The organism is Stenotrophomonas sp. CASM101 (assembly GCF_049384845.1).
GTDB classification, from domain to species: Bacteria; Pseudomonadota; Gammaproteobacteria; order Xanthomonadales; family Xanthomonadaceae; genus Stenotrophomonas; species Stenotrophomonas hibiscicola.
This window is the reverse complement of record NZ_JBMRFR010000007.1, coordinates 15,823-38,686: the sequence shown is the minus strand read 5'-3', so window position 1 is coordinate 38,686 and position 22,864 is coordinate 15,823. Positions and strand designations below refer to the sequence as shown.

Here is a 22,864-nt window from a genome sequence, read left to right as displayed (position 1 = left end):
GATTGATGGCTGGTCACGCCAGCACCGCAAACAGCTTTTTCAGGTAGGCACTGCCGCCGTCCTCCATGAACAGCACATGGCGGCCCTCCAGATCGGCCTTCTTCGTCGGGTCTCCCACGTTGAGCAGATCGGCGAACTTGGTTGGCGACAGCACGAAGGCATTCAAGACAAGCGGGGGTTCGCCCGCCTTCGCCTGTCCTGCCAGGGTCGCCTCCAGCGTCTTCACTTCTTTGTAGAGGCCCAGCTTGGGGTGCGAGAGATCGAGATTGCGCAGACCCTTGGGATCGACGAAGGTCAGCCACTGCTTGCCACTGGCGTCGTCCACCAACCACAGCAGGAAGTCCGGGTAGAAGTTGCCCGCCAGCGCAAAGCCCAAACCCTTCTCTTCCCGATCTGCATTGCGCAGCAGATAGAGACTGCGCTGGCCGATGGCCTGCTTGCCGTCGGGCGAGTTGTAGAACGCCTCCAAATCGCGAACGAACTCGACTTCGCTCGGCGCGTCAAAAGCCAGCGGGCGCAGTTTCAGCGGTACGGCGTCTTTGTCTTCCAACGCCAGCAACGGGTAGTACAGGTGCCGGTCGAAGCTGATCGCCACCATGTGCGGGGCGTTCCACTGGCTGGCCTCGCCGATCTTGCCGTCCGCCACCAGCTTCTTCAGCACTTCCAGCTTCTTCTGATATTCCAGGCCGTCGTCCGTGTTCTCGATCTCGAACTGGTAGAGCTTGAGCATCGATCCGTGCTCTTCGTCCATGTGGACGATGTCGTAGAACTGACCTTCGTAGCCCGTCTTCAGGGCCTTGTAGAAGCGGTCGGTGTAGTCCGTCAGCAGTCGAAGCAGGATCTCTTCCTGCTTGCGGATGTCGGCGAAGGTCGTCACGTTCAGTTCCGCCGCCGGGATGAACAGCGTGTACCAATCCTGCGCGGCCGCGCAGAAGTCGATCAGCTTCTGCCGTTCCAACCGAAGGTTGCTCCAGCTGCGCTGCAACTTGTAATCCTGCAACGCCAGATAGATGCGATCCCAATTGAAAGCCGTGAATAGCGTGTGATTCAGCTTGCCCTTGTTGCGGGCTTCCGCCGTAGGTGCTGTTGTGCCCTTGTCCTTGCTGGAAAGCGCTTCGACACGCGGGTACAGGTCAAGCACCACGTGGGGCGGCTTGATCTTGCCCTGGAACTGCGCGGGAATCTCGTACAGCCACGGGAAGTGCGTGCGCTTGAACCCGAGTTTCTGGTTGTCCTTGTAGCCATCCTTCAGCGCCAAGGTCTTGAGTTTGCCTTTGGGTAGGTTGGCCCGTGTTGGGAAGTCCAGCTCCAGCACTTCGTCACTGGGCGTGATGCCTTCCTCGCGAAGGTAGTCTTTGAACGCGGCCATGTAGCTGGCGCGCACGCCGAAGATGTTCAAGGCCTCCAGCTTGTCCAGGTGCGCGCCTTTGGGCCTGTCCTGCGGCAAGGTGCGTTTGAGCGAGAAGCCCTTGCCCTTGAGGCGCACCCCGCGTCCGAACAACTGGATGATCTGCGAGCCTTCACCCTGGCCCATGTTCAGCAGACCCATCGTGGACACGCGCCAACTGCTCCAGCCTTCCGTGAATTTGCGCGAGCCGATCAGCACGTTGAGGCGGCTGTCCTTGTTGTTCAGCGTGCCGAACAGCGCGCCGCCGAAGTCGTCGCGTTCACTATCGAAGGTATCGGTGCTCTCCGCCAAACCGAAGAACTTTGCATCATCGCCAATATTAATCAGGCCGAAGGGCTCGGCATCGCCCACGCGCAACGCCAGCTCACCTTTGCTGCTCTTGATATTGACCAGTTTCAATCGCTGACGGGCCGAGGCATTGAACACTCGCAGCAGGATGTCGGCGTACAGATCATCAACGCGACCGCCGAAACCCATCAAGGGCGTGAAACGCCCGCTGAAGATGTTGTTGCCCTTGGCGTCCAGAATCTGCGCCTTGTCCGCAATCAGGTCGGTCAGCCAGCTCTTGATCTGCGCTTCGCTGTTCAGGAAGTCTGCGAGGAAGTTCACCACTTCCAGGATGTCCGACTCCTCGCCTGACACGGTGTTGCCCACGAACACCCACAGCGGCTTTTCGATGTTGAAGTCGGCAAGCGCCGAGCGGTGAGTGCTCCACAGCCAAAGCTGCTGGTAGTAGGCCAGCAGGCAGGCGGTGAAATACTTGCGAGCGTTGTCCGCCTGCTCGTAGGCATCTCCATTCATGTTGAGGATCAGCGACTCCTTGCCGTAGCCGTCCTCATAGAAGAACTTGTACGAGTAGTCGAAAAGGATGCACTTGGCGTAAATCTCGCGGGTAGCGGTGATGCGCGCGCGGCGCTTGTCCTCTTCCGACAGTGCCAACTGCGCCTTCTGCCCGTCGTCCAGGCTGCGCAGGCTGGTGGTGTTGAACAGCATCTTGGCGCGCTTCTTCTGGATGTCTTCTTCCGCCGCCGCCACGGTCATGCCCTTGGCTACTGCCTGCCCGAAGGTGGCTGAGTACTCGAAGGCAAAACCGCCTCGCACCAGCGCGTCACGCCGCGCCATCCACGCGCCCGCCGCCGTGCCCGTACCACGGTGGCCTTCGTCCACCAGCACCAGGTTGTTGCCCTCGAAGGCATCCACGGCGACGGTCTTGTCGCCCATCTCATCGCCCAGCTTGTTGATGTCGATGATCTCGATGGTGCCGCGCGCCGGGGTCTGGGCCTTGTTGAAGAACTGCGAGAACCCGAAGCCCGACAGGTGCAGCTCTTCCAGGTGCTGGCGGCTCAAGCCTTCGTTGGGCGTGAGCAGGATGATCTTGTCGGGAAAGTGGTCACCGCGACCGGCCTGAAAGTAGTGCAGGTATTGGCGCACGTTGACGTGCAACAGCAGGGTCTTGCCGCTGCCCGTGGCGTTCCAGAAGGCGATCTTGTTCAGGTCATCGGCCTCGAAATCGCGGAACGGCTCCGCGCCCGTTTCGGCGCGGTAGCGCGTCATTTCGTCGTTCAGGCCATCCAGCAACTCCTGGCGATGGTTGAAGTACCAATCCAGATACAGCTCGGTGAACAACAGCGAGAGGTACTGGAAGTACTTCATCTGCAGTTCGTGGCCTTCCAGCTTGTTGCGCTGGGCGGTGATGGCCTGCCAGTGGGCGACGACGTTCAAGTCGTAGCGCCGCAGGTCGGCCTCGGGCACCTTGTTGGGATCGAACAAGCCTCGGATCAGTTCGTGGAAGAACTTGGTCTGGCCGTCCTCGTCGATGCCCTCGAAGCGGTCATCGCCCAAGCGCATCTTGAGTGCCGCCAGCGTGCCGCCCTGAAAGAAACCCAGCACCCAGCGGTTGAGCACCAATTCTTGATGGAAGCTGCGCTTCTTGCCGCCGCGAGTGGAACCGGCTGCGCCGCTTGCGACCGAACCGGCGGCAGGGGTCTTGCGTGGTCGTGCCATCAGATGTCCTCCACGGAGAACATGCGCTCCAGAAACTCCGGCTCGATCTGGCGCAGCTTGAGCACGCGGGTGGCACCGCCTTCCTCGGCCGTCTGCGTCAGCACGGTGGGAATGTTGTGGTCGCCGTTGATGTAGACCACGTCAAACTCGTTGTCCGCCGGGTTGATGGCCAGCTTGTCGCACAGCTTGCCGATACCTTCGTAGTCCAGCACATCGCAATCGCGCCACAGCACCAGGCAGCTTTCGCCGCTGGGCAAGGTGCCGGTGACGGTGACGAAGCCGCGCTGCGGCTGGGCGTCGATGTGCTTCACGCGCAGGCCGATCAGATAGTTGAAGGTCTCGACCAGATCGATCTTGCGCGGCTCGAACGCGCCCGCCGAATCCACGGCCACGTTGAGGGTGTAATCGAAGGGCTTCTTGAAGTCCTCCACCGACAGTAGCGAGCCCCGACTCTCCACGTCCAGCAGGTAGTTGAGCAGGTAGTCGTCCTTGGCCTGCTGCGGCAGGGTGCCGAACATTTCGCTCTGCGCGGCAGTACGGCGCAATTGCAGGTTGTTCAGGGTGTCTTCGTAGCTTTCGAGCTTAATTACCCTGAAGCAGTGAGAGATGCCAGTTTCTGGACTAGTCGCCTTCCCCTCTGACCAATCAGCGGAAAAGACGATTTTCTGAATTCTGGGCTTTAAGACAGTGTCAAAGTAATCGCCCTGCTCAACCATTACATACGAAAAATTAAGCTCCTCATCTCGATTCAAGGAAATTACAGCATGCGCAGTAGTTCCAGACCCCGCAAAGAAGTCCAGGATTACCCCGTTGGATCTGCAGTTCGCGGCAGCTATCGCATGTCGAACCGTATATAGCGACTTAGGAAACGAGAATCCATTGCCAGGAACGATGTTCTTCAGCAAGGTGCTCCCATACTCGGCCGCATTGAACTCGGCGTCGCTCCAGACTGTCCTGTAAGACTCCTTGTCCTTGGCGAGATTTATGGAGGGTAGCCCGTTTCTTCCCGTCTTAACTTCAAGATTATCAATAATGGCTTCGACCGATTGTCTTGCGTAGCGCCACTTGCGCTCCAATCCATCTGTCGATGAGATCGGCCATACAGCCAGCACCCCATTTTCGCTTTCAGTACACGCACTGCTTGGATGAAAACCATCGTCAGGAACATCTCCGAACCCGGTAACTTCTCCGTTCCTAACGAAAATTGGATAGAAACAATTCTTTGCCGTGTGCCGTTCTGATTCACTGCCCGTTTTCATGAGAGGCTTGGACTTCGAATCATTAAGACTGCGTTTTCCCAGCAGCTTGCCTTCAGGCCTGAAGAAAATCGCCGATTCGTTTGTTACAGAGAACCCACTACCCTGAATACCACGCGGGTTGTGGATCACGCTGATCTGAGTTGTATCGCCCTCTGAGAACAGGTCTTTCATCAGCATTGATAGATGCTCCCTCTCGTTCTCATCGATTGCCACACAAACTGGCGCGTCGCGTCGCATTAGCGCTATTGCCCGAGACAGTCGGTTTTCCATGAGCGTGATCCAAGAACCATGCTTGAAGCCATTCTTGTAGGCTATTTCACTCGTGGTTGCGTTATATGGGGGATCGATATAAACAAAATCGATGGAGCCAGCCATCCGACTGCTCAATAGAGCAAGCGCCTGGAAGTTGTCGGCATTGATAATGGTGCCTCCAAGGCGATCGTCGATATCATCGATTCTGGCCAGAAGCCGCCACTTGAAATCATCAGCGAACAGCGCTGTATCCAGCATCCGATACGGTGCACCCTTCAGGTCCTCCACAGTCCCAGGTGCGTTGCCGCCCCAAACGCCTAGCTGTTTCCACTGTTCCCACTGCCGCTCGTTCGCTACCACTTCCGGCCACAGCGCTTCCGGTACCCGGTCCAGCGTGATGCAGTAATGGCTGGAGACAACAAACTTTTTTTTCAGCCACAGCTTCTTCTGGAAGTCTTCCAACTGGGCCAAGAAAGTGATCAGCTCCAACGCGATGCTGCGCAGGCACTGGATCATGCGCAGGTTCTTTTCGATGTCGGCAAATGCGCCCGCGTTCTGCACATCATCCAGGTGCATGACTTCGTTCTTGATGTAGAAGTCCAGCTCACGGCATAGAAAACCACCCAGATCCTTGTGGATGAAGTAGTCCGCCGTGTTCTTGGTGGTGTAGTCGCTCAGGTGCTTATCCAGCAGGGTGCGCTGCGGGTTTTTCTCGGTGGGCGCGCGGCTGCCCAGAGCCAGCCAGCGGGCCTTGACGGCGGCATCCGCCAGCACGGCCTCGACAGCCTTGGTGACCAGCGCCTCCTGCTTGGTGCCTTTGGGCTGGGCGGCGTACTCGAAGCGGATGACCAGCTCCTTGCTGCCATCGGCGGTTTGTACTTCCTCAACGGGTAGCAGCTCTTCTTCGACCTCGTCGCCGTTGTCATCCACACGGGTCACGGTCTTGGCCACAACCAGGGCAAAGCGACGTTCCTTGGCGTTGTCCTTGCGGTTGTCTTTGGCGGTGTCGGCGGCGGCAAGGCGGAAATGCACCGTGCGGCCGTCGTCCAGCTTGAAGCTGTAGTTGCTGAAGTTCTCGCCGCTCTTGGTGTAGTACTGATCTTTGTTGGCCCAGTGCAGCATCACCTCTTCGCCCGCGTAGGGGATGGCGTAGGTGTCGCCCTTGTAACGGCGCTGGCTGATGAAGTCGCCTTGCTCGTAGTAGCGGGAGAAGAAGGTGAGCAGGTGTGAGAAGACGGCGTTTTCGTGTTCGCTGCTGCCCGCTGCTGTCTCTTTCAGCCTGGCGCGTAGTTCCTGCACCTCGGGCACGGCATCGGGGCTGACACCCAAGGCTTGGGCGTTCTTCTCGGCCTCCTGCAATTCGGCCTGCAGTTGCTGCGCGCTGGCGGCGCTCCCTGCCGAGAGTGCGGCCTGCACCTTTTCGGCCAATCGGTTCTCCAGATAGTCGTTGATCTCGCCCGCGCGGGCGTTGAGGATGCGGTAGATACCGAAGTCCAGTTCCGGGCGGTCGATCTGGAAGATCTCGCGCAGCTTGGCGACGAGCTCCTGGAATTTGGGATTCTGTTTGGTGGTCATAGGTTGCCCTGATCTCGGGATATCTGATTCTTCGGTTACGTGACCTGCCAGCGGATGCTGAACAGGGTCTCGTTGCTTGTTTTTTCTTGCAGGCGCTGCTGGAGCGAGGCAATTAGCTCATCGCGCTTGGCGATGATCTCGTCCTCGACAGCGAAGATTTCTTGCCGCAGGCGGCGTTGCTTGCGCTCCAGCTCAGATAGCTCGCGCTGGACGCCGTCCTGCTCCTGCAAGGTGACAGCCTTGCGGGCGTCACGCTTCAACTGTGCGATGCGCGCCTTGGTGTTCTTCAAGGCTTCCTCTGCGGCCAGCAGCTTGTCGTCTGCCCAACGTTCCAGTTTGTCCCGTTCTTCATTGAAGAGGCGCTGGTTGGCTTCCAGTACCTGGGCAATGGTGGCGGCGACCGCGCGCTGGCTGTTTGCCAGAAGAGCCTCGGGCACGGTGGTGCTCAAGGGAGTGGGTTTGCCTGCTGCTGGAATGGCCATCAGCCTTTCGCAGGTTTCCTGATCCAGCACCTGACCATCGTCGGTGAGGCCGGAGAACAGCAGCGCCTCGGTGGTCTCGAAGGCGGTGACTTCCAGCCGGGCCAGCGTCAGCCAGCCGGACATACCTCGCAGTCTCTCGATCACGGAGACGCGCGCGCCGTGTTTGTCGTAGTCGAGCTTCAATGTGGCGACAGGCGTGGCCGCATTCAGGCTGGCTTCAATGCTCCACTCCCCCAGCGGGTGGCTGAGGCGATAAGCGTGCGCCAGCATGTCCGGCTGCGCTTGGTTTTGTGTATGGGCACGAATGAGCTGGTAGCGGCCTGTGGCTATACCGGTTGGCGGTGTGCTCAATGAGAACGCGTAGGACTGCTCGTCGAAGCGTGCGCGGTCATTGAGCGCATACCGAGTGACACCCCAGAACCAGCGCCCCAGCTTGTCGAGACGTGCCTCGGCGTCCTGAAGACGCAGCTTGAGCCGGTCGTGGACATCCTCGTCAAAATTTTCCAGCAGCTGGGACTGGGTGTCTTTGATCCGGTCGGCTATTGCCTCTTCCAGCTCCGTTTGCAGGGCATTGAAGGCGGCTTCGATTTGCTCGGGTTGACGACAGGTGTCGTAGATCTGGAGGATGCGTTTTTCAAAATTGAGGCCACCTTCGATGCGGCCCAGCACTTCGTCGCTGGCGCCAAACACGCCAGAGAACAGGTTGAACTTCTCGGTGAGCAGTTCCAGCACGCGCTGGTCGGCCTGGTTGCGGGTGTTGAGGAAGTTGATGACCACCACATCGAAACGCTGACCGTAGCGGTGGCAGCGGCCAATCCGTTGCTCGACGCGCTGCGGGTTCCACGGCAGGTCGTAGTTGATGATGAGCGCGCAGAACTGCAGGTTGACGCCTTCGGCAGCCGCTTCAGTGGCGATCATGATTTCCGCGCCGGTGCCGTCGTCCTTGCGGAAGTGGTCGATCAGCGCGGTGCGGCGATCTACCTGCGGCGAGCCGGTGACGCGATCTGTGCCTCTATATTCTTCCAGCCAGCGCTGGTAGATGGCGGTGGATTCCTCGTGGGTGTTGGTGCCACTAAACAGCACCAACTTGCCCGCGTGCCCGTTGGCTGAGAGGAAGCGGTGCAGGTACTCCTGAGTGCGCTTGGATTCCGTGAAGATGATGGCCTTGCGTGGCGCGCGCAGCTCGGCCATCTTGCTGAAGCCCAAGCCGAGCGCCTTCAGTAGCGCCTGTGCCTTGGTGTCGGTTTTCAGGGCTTGGGCGGCATCGACGAATGCAGTCAGCTCCGCGATCTCGGTGGTGATGGCGGTGCGGACGGCATGGGCATCTTTTGCTGCGCCCGGCTTACCTTCTTCGACTGGCGCAGGCGTCGGGGCTTCGACGTTTTCTTCTGCCTCGCTGGCTTCCTCTTCCAGGTAGTCCTGCTCCAGGTCGTCCTCGGCAATGAGCTGTTCGACCAGTTGGCTGCCGTCGTCTTCCGTTTTGCCCGCTGCGAGCAGGCCTTGCAGGCGCTCGCGGATGGTGACCAAGGTGGCGGCAACGGCGTGCGAACTGGAGGCCAGCAGCTTGCGCAGGATCAGTGCCGTGAGGTGGCGCTGCTGCTTGGGCAGGGCGTAGGAGTCTTCCTTTTGCAGAAAGGCCGAGATGCGCTCGTACAGCGCCTGCTCGTCGTCAGTGGGGTTGAACGGCTGGGTGAGGGCCTTGCGCTCGGTGTACTTGATGTACTCCAGCACATCGCGACGAAGCGTGCGTTTGGCAAAGCTGGCAAGACGCTCACGCAGTTCCTCCAAGCCTGTTTCGTTGTTCATGAACTGCTTGCGGAAGGCAGTTTCGTCGCCAAACATGTGCTCGTCGATAAGCGTCGACAGGCCGTACAACTCCATCAGCGAGTTCTGCAACGGCGTGGCGGTGAGCAGCAGCTTCTTGCGGCCTTGCAGCGCACGCTTGAGCGCCTGTCCTGTGCCGTTGCTGGCACGGTGCGCATTGCGCAGCTTGTGCGCTTCGTCGATGACCACCACATCCCAAGGCACAGCACGCAGCTCTGCCTCCAGCTTGGCGGCAAACTGGTAGGACATGATAACGACCGCCTTGCCAACCTGCCGTTGCAGGTTGGCAAGCATGTCGCCAGCGGACTGCTTACGCAGATAAACGGCATCGACCACGGTGGTGGGCACGGCGAACTTGTAGTGCAGCTCCTGCGCCCATTGCTTGCGCAGGCTCGCCGGGCAGATGACCAAGAGCCGACGGCGGCGCTCAGCCCAGTATTGGCAAACCACCAGCGCGGCTTCGATGGTTTTACCCAAGCCCACCTCGTCAGCCAGCAGCACGCCTTCCTGCAGCGGGTTCCGAAGTGCGAACAGCGCCGCCTCGATCTGATGTGGGTTCAGATCAACACTGGCGTCGAACAACGATCGCGACAAACGATCTACGCCATCAGCGCCATGCCGGCGGGTAATTTCATGGGCGTAGTACTTCGCGTGATATGAGGAAATCAATCCTGACATCGATCCAACTCCTGACCAAGCACTACGTAACCTGGCGCCAAAACAGCGTTCTTGACGCCGTAAAGCACCATGCAATCCTTCAGCCATAAGCGATACTCATGCCCGCGCAAGCTGTGGTCGGGCGTGCAGTCCACACTCCATTGGCGAAGGATGTAACCGGCGGTGGCTGCCCGCAGCTTCATCCGCAGCACGCCACCCTGCATGCTGTAGTCCATCTCGGTGATCTCCGGCCGGGGCTGGCTTGGGTGTGGCACCAGCTCCAGTTCGACGATTCGGGTCCACTGAATGTCCTGATCGCTCATCTCGTGGGGCGCCACTGGCTGCCCCTTGAGCACCACCGGGCACTTGATCCGGGTGATGACGAAATCCCGGAACTCCTGGGACTTCCGGTCGAAGGCGCGGACGTGCCAACGGAGGCCGTTGTCGATCAGCGCGAACGGGACGATCTCCCGCTCGGTACGGCCACTGGAGATCGAGTGGTACTCGATGCCGAGCGGGCACTCCTGATGTATCGCCCGGGTCACGTTCGCCAGCACATCCAGATCCGGATGCGTGAGCCGTGACGGGCTCTCGCTAGCCACCCACGCCTTTAGCCGCATCGGCTCACCGTCGCCAAAGCCCTGGGTCAGCCACGACAGCACCCGCTCCGGTGGAAAGTCGAAGACCGGCCGGAAGTCCGGCCCCAGGACGTAGGACTTGCCCCTGGGGTCGTAGTCGATGTTGCCCGGGGCCAACTCCTTGTACAGCGCCAGATCCCTGGATGCGGCGGCGGACTGGGTGCCAAACCGCGTGACCAAGTCCTGACGGCGTATCTCCCCGATGAAGCGCACGCGCAACTCCACGAACGCGAGCCGGTCGCGTTGTGGCTGGGTTAGATCTGCAAGCTGTTCGTTCGACATCCGTGCGATACCGGGGAAAGATCACTCATCCGGGTCAGTAATTCCTTGTAAGAGCTCTAGGGAAAGCCTGCGGTCTACCGGCAACCACCCAAACACTCCCATCATGATCACACACGGACTGCATTTTGATAACCATCTCCGTTCGAGGCAGCCCATCCACCTGCAGATCAATGCGGAACGGCCATCAGGACGCTACGGCACAAGGATCACTACCATAGTCAGCTGCTGCTGATGACCCTCATCGCAACTGGGATTCGGAAGCCTGTCTGATAACCAATGCGCTGATTCAAGACGCTTTGCGGCACCGACCCAGCGCACTCGTATGCCGTCGACATATGTGCCGAGAGGGCCATGCCCTGCCCGTCTACTCCCAAGGCATGCACTGCTCTAACCAGAAAGGCCGATGCGCGCCACTTGCAGGCGCCCCGATGCCCAAAATGGTCCAGCCGCAGCCAGCTGCCTGCGGCATCCCAGTCAGCCCAGATATGAAAAATTCCATTGATATCAATGGAATTTTTCAATCACCTGGCGAACTAGCGGTTATGCGCGCTTAGCGAGAAACGGGGAAACCTTGGGCTGTTCTTCGCGCAGGCGATCCAGATAGTCAGACCAAGCCTGCATCATCTTCCGACGCTCGGTCAGATGGGTGGCACGGTTATAGGCCCGACCGAGTGGATCTTTTACGGCATGCGCCAGCTGATGCTCGATGTAATCAGGACGATAGCCAAGCACCTCATCCAGTACGGTTCGTGCCATCGCACGAAATCCATGCCCAACCATGGTGTCCGAATCAAAGCCAAGGTTGCGCAAGGCCGCATTGAGCGTGTTCTCACTCATTGGCTTATGGACAGTACGGACACTAGGGAGGACGAACTCACTGCGCTTGGTGTAGGGGTAGAGGCCCTGCAAGACATCCACCGCCTGCCTGGAAAGCGGGACGATGTGCGAAGTCTTTGTCTTACTGGTCACATACCGCCACTCGGCAGCCGCAAGATCGATGTCAGCCCATTTAGCCTGCCGCAGCTCTCCTGGGCGCACGAACAGCATTGGAGCCAGCTTAAGGGCAGCCTGCGTCACAAAGGCCCCTTGGTAGCCCCAGAGAGCGCGCAAGAGCTCACCGATTGCAGCAGGCTCGGTCACACTGGCGAAGTGCTTGGTCTTTGGTTGCTCCAACGCACCTGTGAGGTCCTGTGCGGGATTTCGATCAGCTCGCCCCGTGGCAATGGCATAGCGGAAGATCCTGCCGGCATGCGCCCTTGCCCTGTGTGCTGTCTCAACGACCCCTCGTTGCTCAAGCTTCCGAAGCGCCGCCAAAAGGATGGGCCCACTAACGTCACCGATAGGCAGGTCGGCCAGACCGGCAAGGTCCTTCTCGATCAACCTTCGTTCCCGCAAGACAGATCCAGGAGACAGCCCTTCTTTCGTCCGCTTTGCCAATAGCTCAAGGCCAATGGCACTGAAAGTGTTGGCAGACCGCTCCCCCTGCACTGCCCTCTCGATCCTGGCCATCTGTGCGGGGTTTGCACCGCTGCGCAATTGAGTACGCAGGCGATCCCGCTCGGCTCGGGCAGCCTGCAAGGGCATCGAAGGGTACTCACCCAGAGTGACGATGCTTGCCTTGCCCAGGTGGCGGTAGCGGTAACGCCAGACCTTGGCGCCTGATGGACGAACTTCGATGCACAAGCCATTGGCGTCGGCAACCCTGAAGGGACTTTCCCTGGGCTTCAGTGCGCGCAACTTGGTGTCAGTCAGCATGTGAGTCAAGATCCTGTGAGTCACCCAGGGCCACACAGCCCGATGACACACACACTGACTCACTTTTTTAGTGGATGCAACCGAATGACGACGGACACAGCCGGACAGCATGCCGCCGAAAAAACCAATACTTACCTGGATAAATAGACTCTTTCGGACAGTCGCGGATGTCTATGTGGTGGGCCCACCAGGATTCGAACCTGGAACCAAGGGATTATGAGTCCCCTGCTCTAACCGTTGAGCTATAGGCCCGGCGCAGCGCCACAGTGTAGTGGAGCCTGCGCTCAACCGGCTACCCGCCGGCGCCAAGACACACTGAAAAACCCTCAGCCATCGCTGCGCAACGCCGCGCGCCCAGGCTTGCGCAACAGCTGGCTCACCCAAACCGCGCGCCCATCTCCCGCACCCGCTCGGCGTTCGCCCCCGCCAATGACCGCATTGCTGGCGACTGGATCCGCCCATCAACAGCCACGCACTGCCAGAATGCTTCAGCCACCGGTGCCGCCCAGCGCAGATGCTGCAGATCACCACTGCCCAGCGGTGCGACCGGCGACAGCGGCTCGTCCGCGCGCAACACGCCCAGCTTTGACGGCGCCAGCGACATCGGCAGCATGTCGTAGACCGGCGCCAACGGCAGCGGGCCGCGATCAACGAAGTGGAAGGCGATGTTGCCGTGGTGCATGTCGCTGTTACCGATCAGCCGCCCGAACGCGTGGCGTCGGCCCATCGCCTGCACGGTGTCGGCCGTCAGCCAGCCTTGATCACGCAGTTCGGCGCCTGCAACCGGCCACGCTGGGGTGACCTCGCCGGTGAACGCGGACGATAGCGACAGCAGCGAGACCAGGCCTCGCCGCCCCAGCAGATCGGGCGTGCGGTCGAAGCGCTCGATTTCCAGGAAGGTGTGCGTGGGCGACTGCAGCAGTTCACTGGACGCCGCGGCTTGTCCGGACTGGCGCAGGGCCTCAAGCGCCAGATGTTCGCAGACCAGCAGATCGCTCCAGCGCTGGGCGGCGGCGCCTTCATCGGGCTGCGCGAACTTGACCAGCACCGAGCGGCGCCTGCCGTGGACCTCCACGGTGGCGGTGAACTTGGGTTGCTCGCCACCCGGCGAGGAGCCCACGTCCTCTCCGTCCAGCGCAGCACGCGCACGCTCGCGATACTGTGCAAGACGATCGTCGGCCGCAACCCGATCGATCGGCGCCTGCAACGTCTCCATCGCCGCCTCCACAGCAGCGATACCGAGCAGCAGATCGCCCGCTTCAGTCCCGCCAGCGGTTACCAGGGACATCAACACATCGTCCGGTTGCCAGCCCTTGAGGTCCTTCGGCAGGCCGAGCGCCTGCCCACGGCCATGGGCGAAGCTGCGACCAAGAAATCCCTGCGGTCGCAGGTCATCCAGGTACCACGGTAAGTCAGGAAAGAAGGCAGCAACGTCACCTTCGGGCGGGCGTCGCAGGTTCGGGCAGTCAGGCCCGGCGTCGACATGGAAGCCGCCTCCTACCAGCGCAATTACCCGCCCCAGCTCCTCCAGCGTCGCATCTTCGCGCAGCCGGTACAGCGGCCATTCGCTGCCTGCCCGGGTGGGCCGCCGCAGCGCATAGGCGGTTGCCCGCGTTCTGCCCATGCGCACCACCTGCGGGCCACTGGCGGCCACCAGCCGGCTGAGCGCCATCCGGTCCACCCCCAGACGCTCGGCCAGCGCCGCGGCTGGTAGCGGCTGGCCGGGGGCCAGCTGAGCGATCAGATCCAATACCTGTGGGCGTTGAGCGCGTGGCATGTGCATGACGTAATACGAAGCTTGTTACGTAATTAGCATCAAAAAAACGGGACTGCAAGCACGATCTTGCATCTATGAGCCTGAAAATAATGGACATATTCACGAAGCGCCAGCTTCGACGCGGATCTTTGTTACATTATTTGTTACGTAATCATATGGCCCTGCCGAGCACTGGCGGGGCGTTACAGGGATGTGGTGGCAAAGAAAAACCCCGCCGAAGCGGGGTTTCTCTCAACACATCAGCCATCACCGGATATCAATCGATATCCAGGAAGCTGCGCAGCTGCTCCGAGCGGCTCGGGTGACGCAGCTTGCGCAGGGCCTTCGCTTCGATCTGGCGGATGCGCTCGCGGGTCACGTCGAACTGCTTGCCGACCTCTTCCAGCGTGTGGTCGGTGTTCATGTCGATGCCGAAGCGCATGCGCAGCACCTTGGCTTCCCTCGGGGTGAGGCCGGCCAGCACGTCGCGCACGGTTTCAGACAAGTTGATGTTGGTGGTGTTCTCGATAGGGGACTCCACGTTGGTGTCCTCGATGAAGTCGCCCAGATGGGAATCCTCGTCGTCACCGATCGGGGTTTCCATCGAGATCGGCTCCTTGGCGATCTTCATCACCTTGCGGATCTTGTCTTCCGGCATGTCCATTTCCTTGGCCAGCTCCTCCGGCGTGGCCTCGCGGCCGTACTGCTGGAGCATCTGGCGGGAAATGCGGTTCAACTTGTTGATCGTCTCGATCATGTGCACCGGGATACGGATGGTGCGCGCCTGGTCGGCGATCGAGCGGGTGATCGCCTGGCGGATCCACCAGGTGGCGTAGGTCGAGAACTTGTAGCCGCGGCGGTATTCGAACTTGTCCACCGCCTTCATCAGGCCGATGTTGCCTTCCTGGATCAGGTCCAGGAACTGCAGGCCGCGGTTGGTGTACTTCTTGGCAATCGAGATCACCAGGCGCAGGTTGGCCTCGACCATTTCCTTCTTGGCCTTGCGCGCCTTGGCTTCACCGTAGGCCATGGCACGGCTGATTTCCTTCAGCTCTTCCAGGTCCAGCTGGGTCAGCTTCTCGATGTCGATCGTCGCCTGCTGTTCGGCAATGATCTGGTCCTTCACTTCGCGCAGGGCCGACGACCACTTCTGCTTGCGCTTCAGTGCGTCTTCCACCCATTCCAGGTTGGTCTGGTTGCCTTCCCAGGAACGGATGAAGTCCTTGCGCGGCATGCGCGCGGTGACGGTGGCCAGGTTCAGCACACGGCGCTCATGCGACTTGATGTCGGCCATGGTGTCGCGCAGCTGCTTGGTCAGCACGTCGGTCAGCGGCAGCGGCAGCTTCAGGGTGACGAACACCGCCGACATCTCTTCGCGCAGGCGCGGCAGGTTCTTCTTGTCGCCCTTGGTCGCGGCCTTCTTGAACGCATTGAAGGCATCGCTCAGCGCCTGCATGCGCGCGGCGACTTCCTCCGGGTCCGGACCGGTCGGTGCGGCTTCTTCCTCGCCACCCTCGACATCATCGTCCTCGTCCTCGTCGCCTTCGGCGTCGGCATCGCTGCTGTCATCGGCAGCGACCGCCGGCGGCGCCGGCTCTTCGTCGACCAGATCATTGAACCCGACGATCACTTCGGCCAGGCGCTTCTTGCCTTCCTTGTGGGCTTCGTAGTCGTTCAGCAGCGACTCGACCGACACCGGGAACTGGCCGAGCGCGGCCTGGACCTGGGAGAGGCCTTCCTCGATGCGCTTGGCAATGGCGATTTCGCCTTCGCGGGTCAGCAGCTCGACGGTGCCCATTTCGCGCATGTACATGCGCACCGGGTCGGTGGTACGGCCACCTTCGGTGTCGAGCGCGCTCAGCGCGGCGGCAGCTTCTTCGGCCGCGGTGTCATCGACTTCGCGGTTGCCGGTGTTGCCGTCGTTGAGAAGCAGGGTTTCCACATCCGGCGCAACTTCATGGACATCGATGCCCATGCCGTTGATCATGCCGATGATGTCTTCGATCTGTTCCGGGTCGACCATGTCGTCCGGCAGATGGTCATTGACTTCGGCGTAGGTCAGGTAGCCCTGTTCCAGGCCCTTGCTGATCAGTTGCTTGATTTCGGATTGGGCAGGACGTTCGTTGGCCATGTAGTGCTCGCGCCACCGGCTGGGTAGGAAATAGGGAACGTAGCATTATACCAGCCCGGGGCCCCGCCTGCCGGGCGGTGGTCCCGCAGGCTCAGGGCCGGAGAAGGAAGGTCACAGGACCGTCATTGACCAGGCTGACGACCATATGGGCACCAAACCGGCCTGTTTCCACCCCTGGCGCGTGATTTTCACGGCAGATCTCGACAAATTGATTGAACCCGCGTTCAGCCTCCTCCGGCGCTGCGGCGCTGGTGAAGCTCGGCCGCATGCCCGAACGGGTGTCAGCGGCCAGGGTGAACTGGCTGACCAGCAACAGGCCGCCGCCGGTGTCACGCAGCGACCGGTTCATTTTCCCGGCCTCGTCGGCGAACACCCGGTAGCCCAGCAGGCGCTCGGCCATCCGTCGCAGCTGGGCCTCGGTATCGCCCGGCTCCATGCCCACCAGCGCCAGCAGGCCTGGTCCGATCTGGCCCACGGTTTCATCATCTACATGGACAGCAGCCTGGCTGACACGCTGGATCAGGACGAGCATCTGGGCTTCCAATGAACAGGGCCGGCCACGATAGCAGCGCCCTTGGCTAAACTGGCGCCGATGAATCCGCAACGCAAAGCCCGGCTGGTCCACCGCGCCACCACCCTGTTCGCCCGCCTGCCCTGGCCGCTGCTGCGGGCGTTCGCGCGCACCCTGGCGTGGGCCTGGATCCGTCTCAATGCCCGTGAGAGCCGTGTCACCCGGCGCAACCTCGAACTGGCCTACCCCGACCTGGACAGTGCCGCGCGGGACCGCCTGCACCGCGAACTGCTGCGCTCAACCGCCCTGCAGGCCATCGAGACCCTGCGGCTGTGGAGCCAGGCGCCGGCCGACAACCTGCGCCTGCATCTGAAGCAGCGCCACGGCGAGGCCCTGTATGACGCAGCCCTGGCCAGCGGCAAGGGCGTGATCGTGGCCGCCCCGCACTTCGGCAACTGGGAGCTGCTGAACCAGTGGCTGGCCTCGCGCGGGCAGATCGCCATCGTCTACAAGCCGCCGGAGGACGAGGCCAGCGATGCCTTCCTGCAGCTGGTGCGCGGCGGCCAGAACGTGCAGCAGGTGCGCGCCGAGGGTCCGGCCGTGCGCCAGCTGTTCAAGGTGCTCAAGGACGGCGGTGCCACCGGCATCCTGCCCGACCAGCAGCCCAAGGCCGGCGACGGCGTGTTCGTGCCGTTCTTCGGCGTGCAGGCGCTGACCATGACCCTGGTCAACCGGCTGGCCGAGCGCACCGGCGCCACCGTGCTGTACGGCTGGTGCGAGCGCATCGGGCCGGGCATGCAATTCGCCCTGCACATCGAACCGACCGACCCGGCCGTGGCCGACCCGGACCCGCAGGTGGCCGCCACCGCGCTCAACGCCGGCATCGAGCGCATCGCCCGCCGCGACCCGGCGCAGTACCAGTGGACCTACAAGCGCTATACGTTGCGGCCGCCGGGCAGCGGCGAGGAAGACCCGTACGCAACTGAGGAACACCCCCACTGACGGCCGCCTGCGACCACTGGCCGCACCACGTTGAATACGACGCCGTCGCCCCCATAGAGACTGCGATGTCCGCCTCCCCCGGTCCTGCCATGCCTGCTGCTTCTTCCCTGTTCGGCGATCCGGCCGCGATCCGCTGTGAGCGCGCGGTGGCCGAACTGCGCGCCGGTCGCCCGGTGCTGCTCCACGATGGCCACGGCCAGCGCCTGGCGGTGATCGCGCTGGACAGCGCCACGGCCAGCAGCTTCGCTGCCTTCGCCAATGCCGCCCGCGAGCGGCATTACCTGTTCCTGACCGCCACCCGCGCCCGCGTGCTCGGCGTGGAGGCCCCGCAAGGCGCACGCCTGCCGCTGGCCGGCGTTGCCTTCGATGCCCTCCCCTCGCTGGGCTACCTGCGCGAGCCGGGCCCGATGCCCGACGGCTGGACGGCGGGCGATGCCTTCGATGCCGGCGCGGTGGAGCTGGCCCGCCTGGGCCTGTTGCTGCCGGCGATGGTGGCGGTACGCCTGGACGTTGATGACCGCACCTTCGAGGGTGCCGCCGAGGTGGCCCTGTGCGACCTGGCCGAAGGCGCAGCACATGCGGCCCACGACTACGAACTGGTGGCGCGTTCGCCGGTGCCGCTGCGCGACGTCGGCATGACCACCTTCGCGGTGTTCCGCGGCGGCGTGGCCCAGCGCGACCAGGTCGCGATCATCGTCGGCGAACCGGACCTGTCGGCGGTGGTGCCGGTGCGCGTGCACTCCTCATGCCTGACCGGCGACCTGTTCGGTTCGCTCAAGTGCGACTGTGGTGACCAGCTGCGGCGCGGCCTGCGCAAACTGAAGGAGCTGGGCGGCGGCGTGTTGCTGTACCTGGACCAGGAAGGCCGTGGCACCGGCATCGCAGCCAAGATGCGTGCCTACGGCTACCAGCACGACGGCCTGGACACCATCGACGCCGATGCGCAGCTCGGCTTCGGCGCCGACGAGCGCCGCTACGGCAGTGCGGTGGCCATGCTGCACGGCCTTGGCATTTCGCGCGTGGCGCTGCTCAGCAACAACCCGACCAAGGCACAGCGCCTGCGCAATGCCGGCATCGAGGTACTGGACTGCATTCCTGTCACCGGCGAGATCACCGCCGAGAACGAGCACTACCTGCGCACCAAGGCCGATCGCGCAGGACATCTGCTGGACGTGGATGCGCTGATCCAGGCTGCCCAGTAACGCAGCCGACCTGCTACCGTCTGCGCGGTGCGGCTACCGCCGCCACCGCTCGCCCTGCCACCTGACGGAGCCCGCGTGACCGACATCTCCCTGACCGCTCCGCCCGCCGACGCGTGGCAGTCGCTCCCGCGCCGCGCCGCGCGGCTGGCGGCATTGGAAGGCGCTTTCGGCGGCCTGTTTGTGCCAGGCCTGCCGCTGGCGGCTGCATGGTGGTTCTTCGATCTACCCGGCGGCGCGTGGGTCGCCGCCCTCGGGCTGCTGGCAGGGGCTGCATGTGGCGCATGGCTCAGCCACCGCCGCCTGGTCCGCACCCGTTGGCGGCTGGACGCACAGGGCCTGGGCCTGCGGCGAGACCTGATGTGGCAGCTGGAAACCCGTATTCCCATTTCGCGCGTACAACACCTGGACCTGCGCAGGGGCCCGCTGGAACGCCGTGCAGGACTTGCCACGCTGATCGTGCATACCGCCGGCACCCGCATGAGCGCGGTGACCGTGAGCGGCCTGGATGAAACCGACGCCGAGCGTCTGCGCGACACCCTTTCGCACCAGCTCGACCAGGACGCTGACGCCCTGTGAGCCTGCCACCGCCTCTGCCTGCAGCACTGCGCGCCGGTGGCGAGGACCACCGCCTGCACCCGTGGTCATGGCTGTTCGTGCTGCTGATGCAGCTGCGCCACTACTTCCTGCCGCTGGTCGCACTGCTGGTATTCGGTCAGCGCGGCGACCACGATCCGATGTGGGCGCAGTTGATCCCACTGTCGGCGATCGCCGCGCTGGTCCTGGTCTCGGTGCTGCAGTACCTCAGCTACCGTTACCGCATCGGCAGCGATGCGATCACCGTGCGCAGCGGTCTGCTTGCGCGCAACCGGCGCGAGATTCCGTTCGCCCGCATCCACAACGTGGAAGTGCGGCAGAATCCGCTGCACCGGCTGTTCGGCGTGGCCGAGCTGCGCCTGGAGTCGGCCGGCGGCGTGCGCCCCGAAGCGGAAATGCGAGTGCTGAAGCTGGACCAGGCGCTGGCGCTGGAACGTCTCGTGCGCCAGCGCGGGCAGGCACCACAGGCCACCGACGCTGTCCCCGCGCCTGCGGTCACCGTGGCCGACTCCGAACACGTCCTGCTGCGCCTGTCCAGCTGGGACGTGATGCGCATGGGCCTGCTCTCCAATCGGGGCTGGGCACTGGCGGTTGCCGCCTTCGGCGTGCTGTTCCAGACCGTGCCGCGGCCGGTGATGGACGAAGCCATCCAACGTGGTGGCCGCGAGGCTTTCGGTTACGCCAGCCACCTGCACCCCGGCGTGGCAGGCGCTTTCCTGCTGCTGGCCGCCGCACTGCTGCTGGGCTGGCTGGCGCTGCGCGTGCTGTCGGTGGTACTGACCCTGCTGCGCTATCACGGCTTTACCCTCAGCGAGCAGGATCGCCGCCTGACCGTCTCGGCCGGTCTGCTCAGCCGCACCCGCAGCAGTGTCGCGCGTCGCCGCATCCAGGCCTGGACGCTGCGCGAAACCACCCTGCATCGCTGGTTCGGCCTGCGCCAGCTGCGCATCGACAGCGCTGCCGGTGGCCCTGCGCGCGATGAGGACCGCGCCCTGCGCGAGCTGGCACCACTGGCCCAGGCGACGCGCTGCGAGCAGCTGGTGCAGCACCTGTTGCCTCAGCTGCAGTGGCCGCCGACGCAATGGCACTCCATGCCGCAGCGTGGCTGGTGGCGGCTGTGCCTGGGAACGCTGCTGCTGGTACCCCTGCTGGCCGCAGCCGCGTACTGGCGCTGGGGGCCATGGGGCCTGCTGGTGCTGGCGTGGCTGCCGGTGGCGCTGCTGGTCGCTCATCGGCAGATGGCACGCATGGCCTGGCACCTGGACGAGCACTACGTGGCAGTGCGTGGCGGTTGGTGGAAGCGCTGGTGGCGCTGGGCCGAACTGGACAAGGTGCAGGGCCTGCGCCTGCTGCGCTCGCCGCTGGACAAGCTGTTGGGCACCAGCAGCCTGCAGCTGGATACTGCCGGCGCGCATGGCGATGTGGCATTGACCCTGCACCATCTGCCGCAGGCACAGGCGCAGCAGGTGATGGATCAGCTGGCTGCGGCGCTGGCGCGGCGCAAGCTGCGCTGGTAGGTAGTGCCGGCCGCTGGCCGGCAACCGCAGACATCCCCGAGCTTGCCGGCCAGCGGCCGGCACTACCGCGAGCGGGGGCGCGCATCCACGCACGGCATGGATCTACTCTAGAGCCGAGCCAATGCTCGGCTTACCGCTGCGACGGGCCCCAGTAGCCCAGGTCCCTGCGGATCTGCAGATCACGCATCCAGCTGCCGAACGGCTTGCGCCGCAGCGCACCCATTTCACCGGACAGGAAATCCTCGGTGGCCGCGATTACCCGCTCGCTGGACAGGCCGTCGCGGTACGGATGGATGGCATCGGCATAGCGCACGATCTCCGCCTGCAGCGCCGCGTCCGGGTGCAGCGCACGCGTCAGCATCGCCTGCAGCTGCGCAGGATCATTGAAGTCGATCATGTGTGGCTTGGGCACGCGGTTGCGGAAGGTCACCACCGGCTTGTGCTGCACGATGAACTCCGAAACGATCGACGAGGTATCCGACACCAGCACATCGGCGGCGCGCTGCGCGGCCATCACCTGCTCCGGCTCGATGAAGCGGGCATTGGCGCCGGCCAGCGCGCGGTAGCGTTCGAACAGGTCCTGCGGGCACTTCGGGTGCAGGGTGAGAAGCCAGTAATGGTCACCGGCGGCGATATCGGCGGCGATCTGCGGGTGCAGGTGCGGCGCTGCGCTCAGGCGCTCGGTGAAGGTCGAACCGAACAGGATCACCGGGCGTCCTCCAGCGGCGGCGCGCAGCGCGGCGCTCTCGCCACCATCGTCGCGGAACAGCGGATCCAGCTTCGGCCAACCCGTCTCGGCCACCGCGAAGTGGCCCTGCAGGGCCGCGATCTCACGAAACGGCGCGGTGGTGGCCGGCCCCTGCGTGCAGTACAGGTCGAACATGCCGCGCACCCGGAAGTGGCCGCGCGCGCTGTCCCGCTTCTCCACGTTGAAGCCATGGAACAGCTGCACCTTGGCGCCCGAAAGGAACGTCGGCACCCAGTTGGCCGCGCTGAACACCGCCCGCGGACGCAGGGCCAGGGCCTGCTTCAGGCCCACGTTGGGCACCCCCGGCAGGCTGCTGCCGGCCGCGCCGTCCTCGAACCAGGCCGCTACCTCCTGCCCGGATGCGTGCAAGGCCTGCGCCAACGGGGCGAGAATAGGCAGCGCATAGCGCTCCGTCGCAAACAACAGGTACCCGGCCATCATGTCCTCCACGACCGCTCCCATCGAACGGCCTCGCATTTCGGCGTGCATTATCGCGTTCAACGAGGCCGGGCGCATCGGCGACTGCCTGGCCTCGCTGGCGTTCTGCGATGAGATCGTGGTGGTGGACTCGTACTCCACCGATGCCACCGTCGCCATCGCCGAAGCTGCCGGCGCCCGTGTTCTGCAGCGCCGGTTCGACGGTTTCCGCAGCCAGAAGGCATTCTGCGTCGAGCAGGCCCGCCACGACTGGGTACTGTGCCTGGATGCCGACGAACGGATCAGTCCGGAACTGCGCGCGGCCATCGAACAGGCCCGCGACAGTGGCTTCAGCGGCCATGCCGGCTACCGTTTCGCCCGCCTGTCGGAGTATTTCGGCAGGTTCCTGCGCCATGGCAACGCCTACCCGGACCGAGTGTTGCGCCTGTTCGACCGCCGCCAGGGCGGCTGGCGCGGCAAGCGCGAGATCCACGAGGCTGCCAGCGTCGACGGCAGCGTCGGTACCCTGCGCGGCGACCTGGTCCACTATCCCTACCGCTCCTTGCAGCAACAGCTGGCCAAGACCGAGAAATACGCGCGGATGATGGCCGAGCACGAGTTCGCACGCGGCAAGCGGGCCACGCTGGGCAAGCTGGTGCTGGCGCCGGCCTGGCGGTTCTGGCGCGGCTTCCTGTTCCGTGGCGGCTTCCGCGACGGCTGGCATGGACTGGTCTATGCCTACGTACGCGCCAACTACGTGCGGCAGAAAACCATCATGCTGTGGATGCTGGGCAACGGCCAGGCCGTGGCTGACCCGCCGAACCCCTGATCGCCCGGCCCTGTCCGGGGC

The 22,864-nt window shown here is 63.1% G+C and carries 14 protein-coding genes and 1 tRNA gene; 5 read left to right on the top strand and 10 right to left on the bottom strand.

Annotated features, from left to right (window positions below; all coding sequences use genetic code 11):
• Positions 1–13: 13 nt before the first annotated feature.
• The 9 genes from VG543_RS11935 to dtd form a co-directional block, all read right to left on the bottom strand.
• Positions 14–3,412, bottom strand: coding sequence for a DEAD/DEAH box helicase family protein (locus VG543_RS11935; RefSeq protein ID WP_423178632.1), 3,399 nt, complete (start codon positions 3,410–3,412; stop codon positions 14–16).
• Positions 3,412–6,498, bottom strand: a complete 3,087-nt coding sequence (locus tag VG543_RS11930; protein ID WP_423178633.1) for a DNA methyltransferase — start codon at positions 6,496–6,498, stop codon at positions 3,412–3,414. Before VG543_RS11930 ends, VG543_RS11935 begins: the two co-directional genes overlap by 1 nt.
• Positions 6,499–6,533: 35 nt before the next feature.
• Positions 6,534–9,482 (bottom strand): SNF2-related protein, encoded by a 2,949-nt coding sequence (locus VG543_RS11925; RefSeq protein WP_423178634.1) that lies wholly within the window; start codon positions 9,480–9,482, stop codon positions 6,534–6,536.
• Positions 9,470–10,381 (bottom strand): helix-turn-helix transcriptional regulator, encoded by a 912-nt coding sequence (locus VG543_RS11920; protein ID WP_189720092.1) that lies wholly within the window; start codon positions 10,379–10,381, stop codon positions 9,470–9,472. The genes VG543_RS11925 and VG543_RS11920 overlap by 13 nt, the downstream gene beginning before the upstream one ends.
• Before the next feature lie 540 nt (positions 10,382–10,921).
• Positions 10,922–12,136 (bottom strand): tyrosine-type recombinase/integrase, encoded by a 1,215-nt coding sequence (locus tag VG543_RS11915; protein WP_423178635.1) that lies wholly within the window; start codon positions 12,134–12,136, stop codon positions 10,922–10,924.
• 176 nt (positions 12,137–12,312) lie between these two features.
• Positions 12,313–12,388, bottom strand: a tRNA-Ile gene (locus VG543_RS11910).
• A gap of 124 nt (positions 12,389–12,512) precedes the next feature.
• Entirely contained in the window at positions 12,513–13,886 is a 1,374-nt protein-coding gene (yjjJ, locus tag VG543_RS11905; protein ID WP_423178636.1) for a type II toxin-antitoxin system HipA family toxin YjjJ, read from the bottom strand.
• A gap of 283 nt (positions 13,887–14,169) precedes the next feature.
• Positions 14,170–16,023 carry an RNA polymerase sigma factor RpoD gene (gene rpoD, locus VG543_RS11900; RefSeq protein WP_019660768.1) on the bottom strand — a complete coding sequence of 618 codons (1,854 nt, stop codon included), beginning with the start codon at positions 16,021–16,023 and terminating at the stop codon, positions 14,170–14,172.
• A gap of 91 nt (positions 16,024–16,114) precedes the next feature.
• The gene (gene dtd, locus VG543_RS11895; RefSeq protein WP_019660769.1) at positions 16,115–16,555 is read right to left on the bottom strand and encodes a D-aminoacyl-tRNA deacylase; all 441 of its coding nucleotides are present in this window, start codon (positions 16,553–16,555) and stop codon (positions 16,115–16,117) included.
• Positions 16,556–16,615: 60 nt separating this feature from the next.
• Here dtd and VG543_RS11890 point away from each other — a divergent pair, with 60 nt between their 5' ends.
• The 4 genes from VG543_RS11890 (at position 16,616) to VG543_RS11875 (ending at position 20,849) form a co-directional block, all read left to right on the top strand.
• Positions 16,616–17,536 (top strand): lauroyl acyltransferase, encoded by a 921-nt coding sequence (locus VG543_RS11890; protein ID WP_423178637.1) that lies wholly within the window; start codon positions 16,616–16,618, stop codon positions 17,534–17,536.
• 65 nt (positions 17,537–17,601) lie between these two features.
• Entirely contained in the window at positions 17,602–18,738 is a 1,137-nt protein-coding gene (gene ribA, locus VG543_RS11885; protein WP_019660771.1) for a GTP cyclohydrolase II RibA, read from the top strand.
• Positions 18,739–18,813: 75 nt separating this feature from the next.
• Positions 18,814–19,314, top strand: coding sequence for a PH domain-containing protein (locus VG543_RS11880; RefSeq protein ID WP_021203244.1), 501 nt, complete (start codon positions 18,814–18,816; stop codon positions 19,312–19,314).
• Positions 19,311–20,849: a PH domain-containing protein gene (locus VG543_RS11875; protein WP_346474526.1), complete on the top strand. Its 1,539-nt coding sequence runs from the start codon at positions 19,311–19,313 to the stop codon at positions 20,847–20,849. Before VG543_RS11880 ends, VG543_RS11875 begins: the two co-directional genes overlap by 4 nt.
• Before the next feature lie 130 nt (positions 20,850–20,979).
• On the opposite strand, the gene VG543_RS11870 is transcribed toward VG543_RS11875, so the two are convergent.
• Positions 20,980–22,038, bottom strand: coding sequence for a CDP-glycerol glycerophosphotransferase family protein (locus VG543_RS11870; protein WP_164143980.1), 1,059 nt, complete (start codon positions 22,036–22,038; stop codon positions 20,980–20,982).
• On the opposite strand from VG543_RS11870, the gene VG543_RS11865 reads away from it, so the two are divergent.
• Positions 22,037–22,843: a glycosyltransferase family 2 protein gene (locus VG543_RS11865; RefSeq protein WP_021203241.1), complete on the top strand. Its 807-nt coding sequence runs from the start codon at positions 22,037–22,039 to the stop codon at positions 22,841–22,843. The two genes, VG543_RS11870 and VG543_RS11865, sit on opposite strands and share 2 nt — an antisense overlap.
• Positions 22,844–22,864 lie beyond the last annotated feature (21 nt).

What these genes read in the sequence shown, in the direction of transcription:
- VG543_RS11925 (WP_423178634.1), bottom strand. Translation starts at nt 9,482, where the DNA reads ATGTCAGGATTGATTTCCTCATATCACGCGAAGTACTACGCCCATGAA.
- VG543_RS11865 (WP_021203241.1), top strand. Translation starts at nt 22,037, where the DNA reads ATGTCCTCCACGACCGCTCCCATCGAACGGCCTCGCATTTCGGCGTGC.
- rpoD (WP_019660768.1), bottom strand. Translation starts at nt 16,023, where the DNA reads ATGGCCAACGAACGTCCTGCCCAATCCGAAATCAAGCAACTGATCAGC.
- VG543_RS11870 (WP_164143980.1), bottom strand. Translation starts at nt 22,038, where the DNA reads ATGATGGCCGGGTACCTGTTGTTTGCGACGGAGCGCTATGCGCTGCCT.
- VG543_RS11920 (WP_189720092.1), bottom strand. Translation starts at nt 10,381, where the DNA reads ATGTCGAACGAACAGCTTGCAGATCTAACCCAGCCACAACGCGACCGG.
- VG543_RS11890 (WP_423178637.1), top strand. Translation starts at nt 16,616, where the DNA reads ATGAATCCGCAACGCAAAGCCCGGCTGGTCCACCGCGCCACCACCCTG.
- VG543_RS11930 (WP_423178633.1), bottom strand. Translation starts at nt 6,498, where the DNA reads ATGACCACCAAACAGAATCCCAAATTCCAGGAGCTCGTCGCCAAGCTG.
- VG543_RS11915 (WP_423178635.1), bottom strand. Translation starts at nt 12,136, where the DNA reads ATGCTGACTGACACCAAGTTGCGCGCACTGAAGCCCAGGGAAAGTCCC.
- VG543_RS11935 (WP_423178632.1), bottom strand. Translation starts at nt 3,412, where the DNA reads ATGGCACGACCACGCAAGACCCCTGCCGCCGGTTCGGTCGCAAGCGGC.
- dtd (WP_019660769.1), bottom strand. Translation starts at nt 16,555, where the DNA reads ATGCTCGTCCTGATCCAGCGTGTCAGCCAGGCTGCTGTCCATGTAGAT.
- ribA (WP_019660771.1), top strand. Translation starts at nt 17,602, where the DNA reads ATGTCCGCCTCCCCCGGTCCTGCCATGCCTGCTGCTTCTTCCCTGTTC.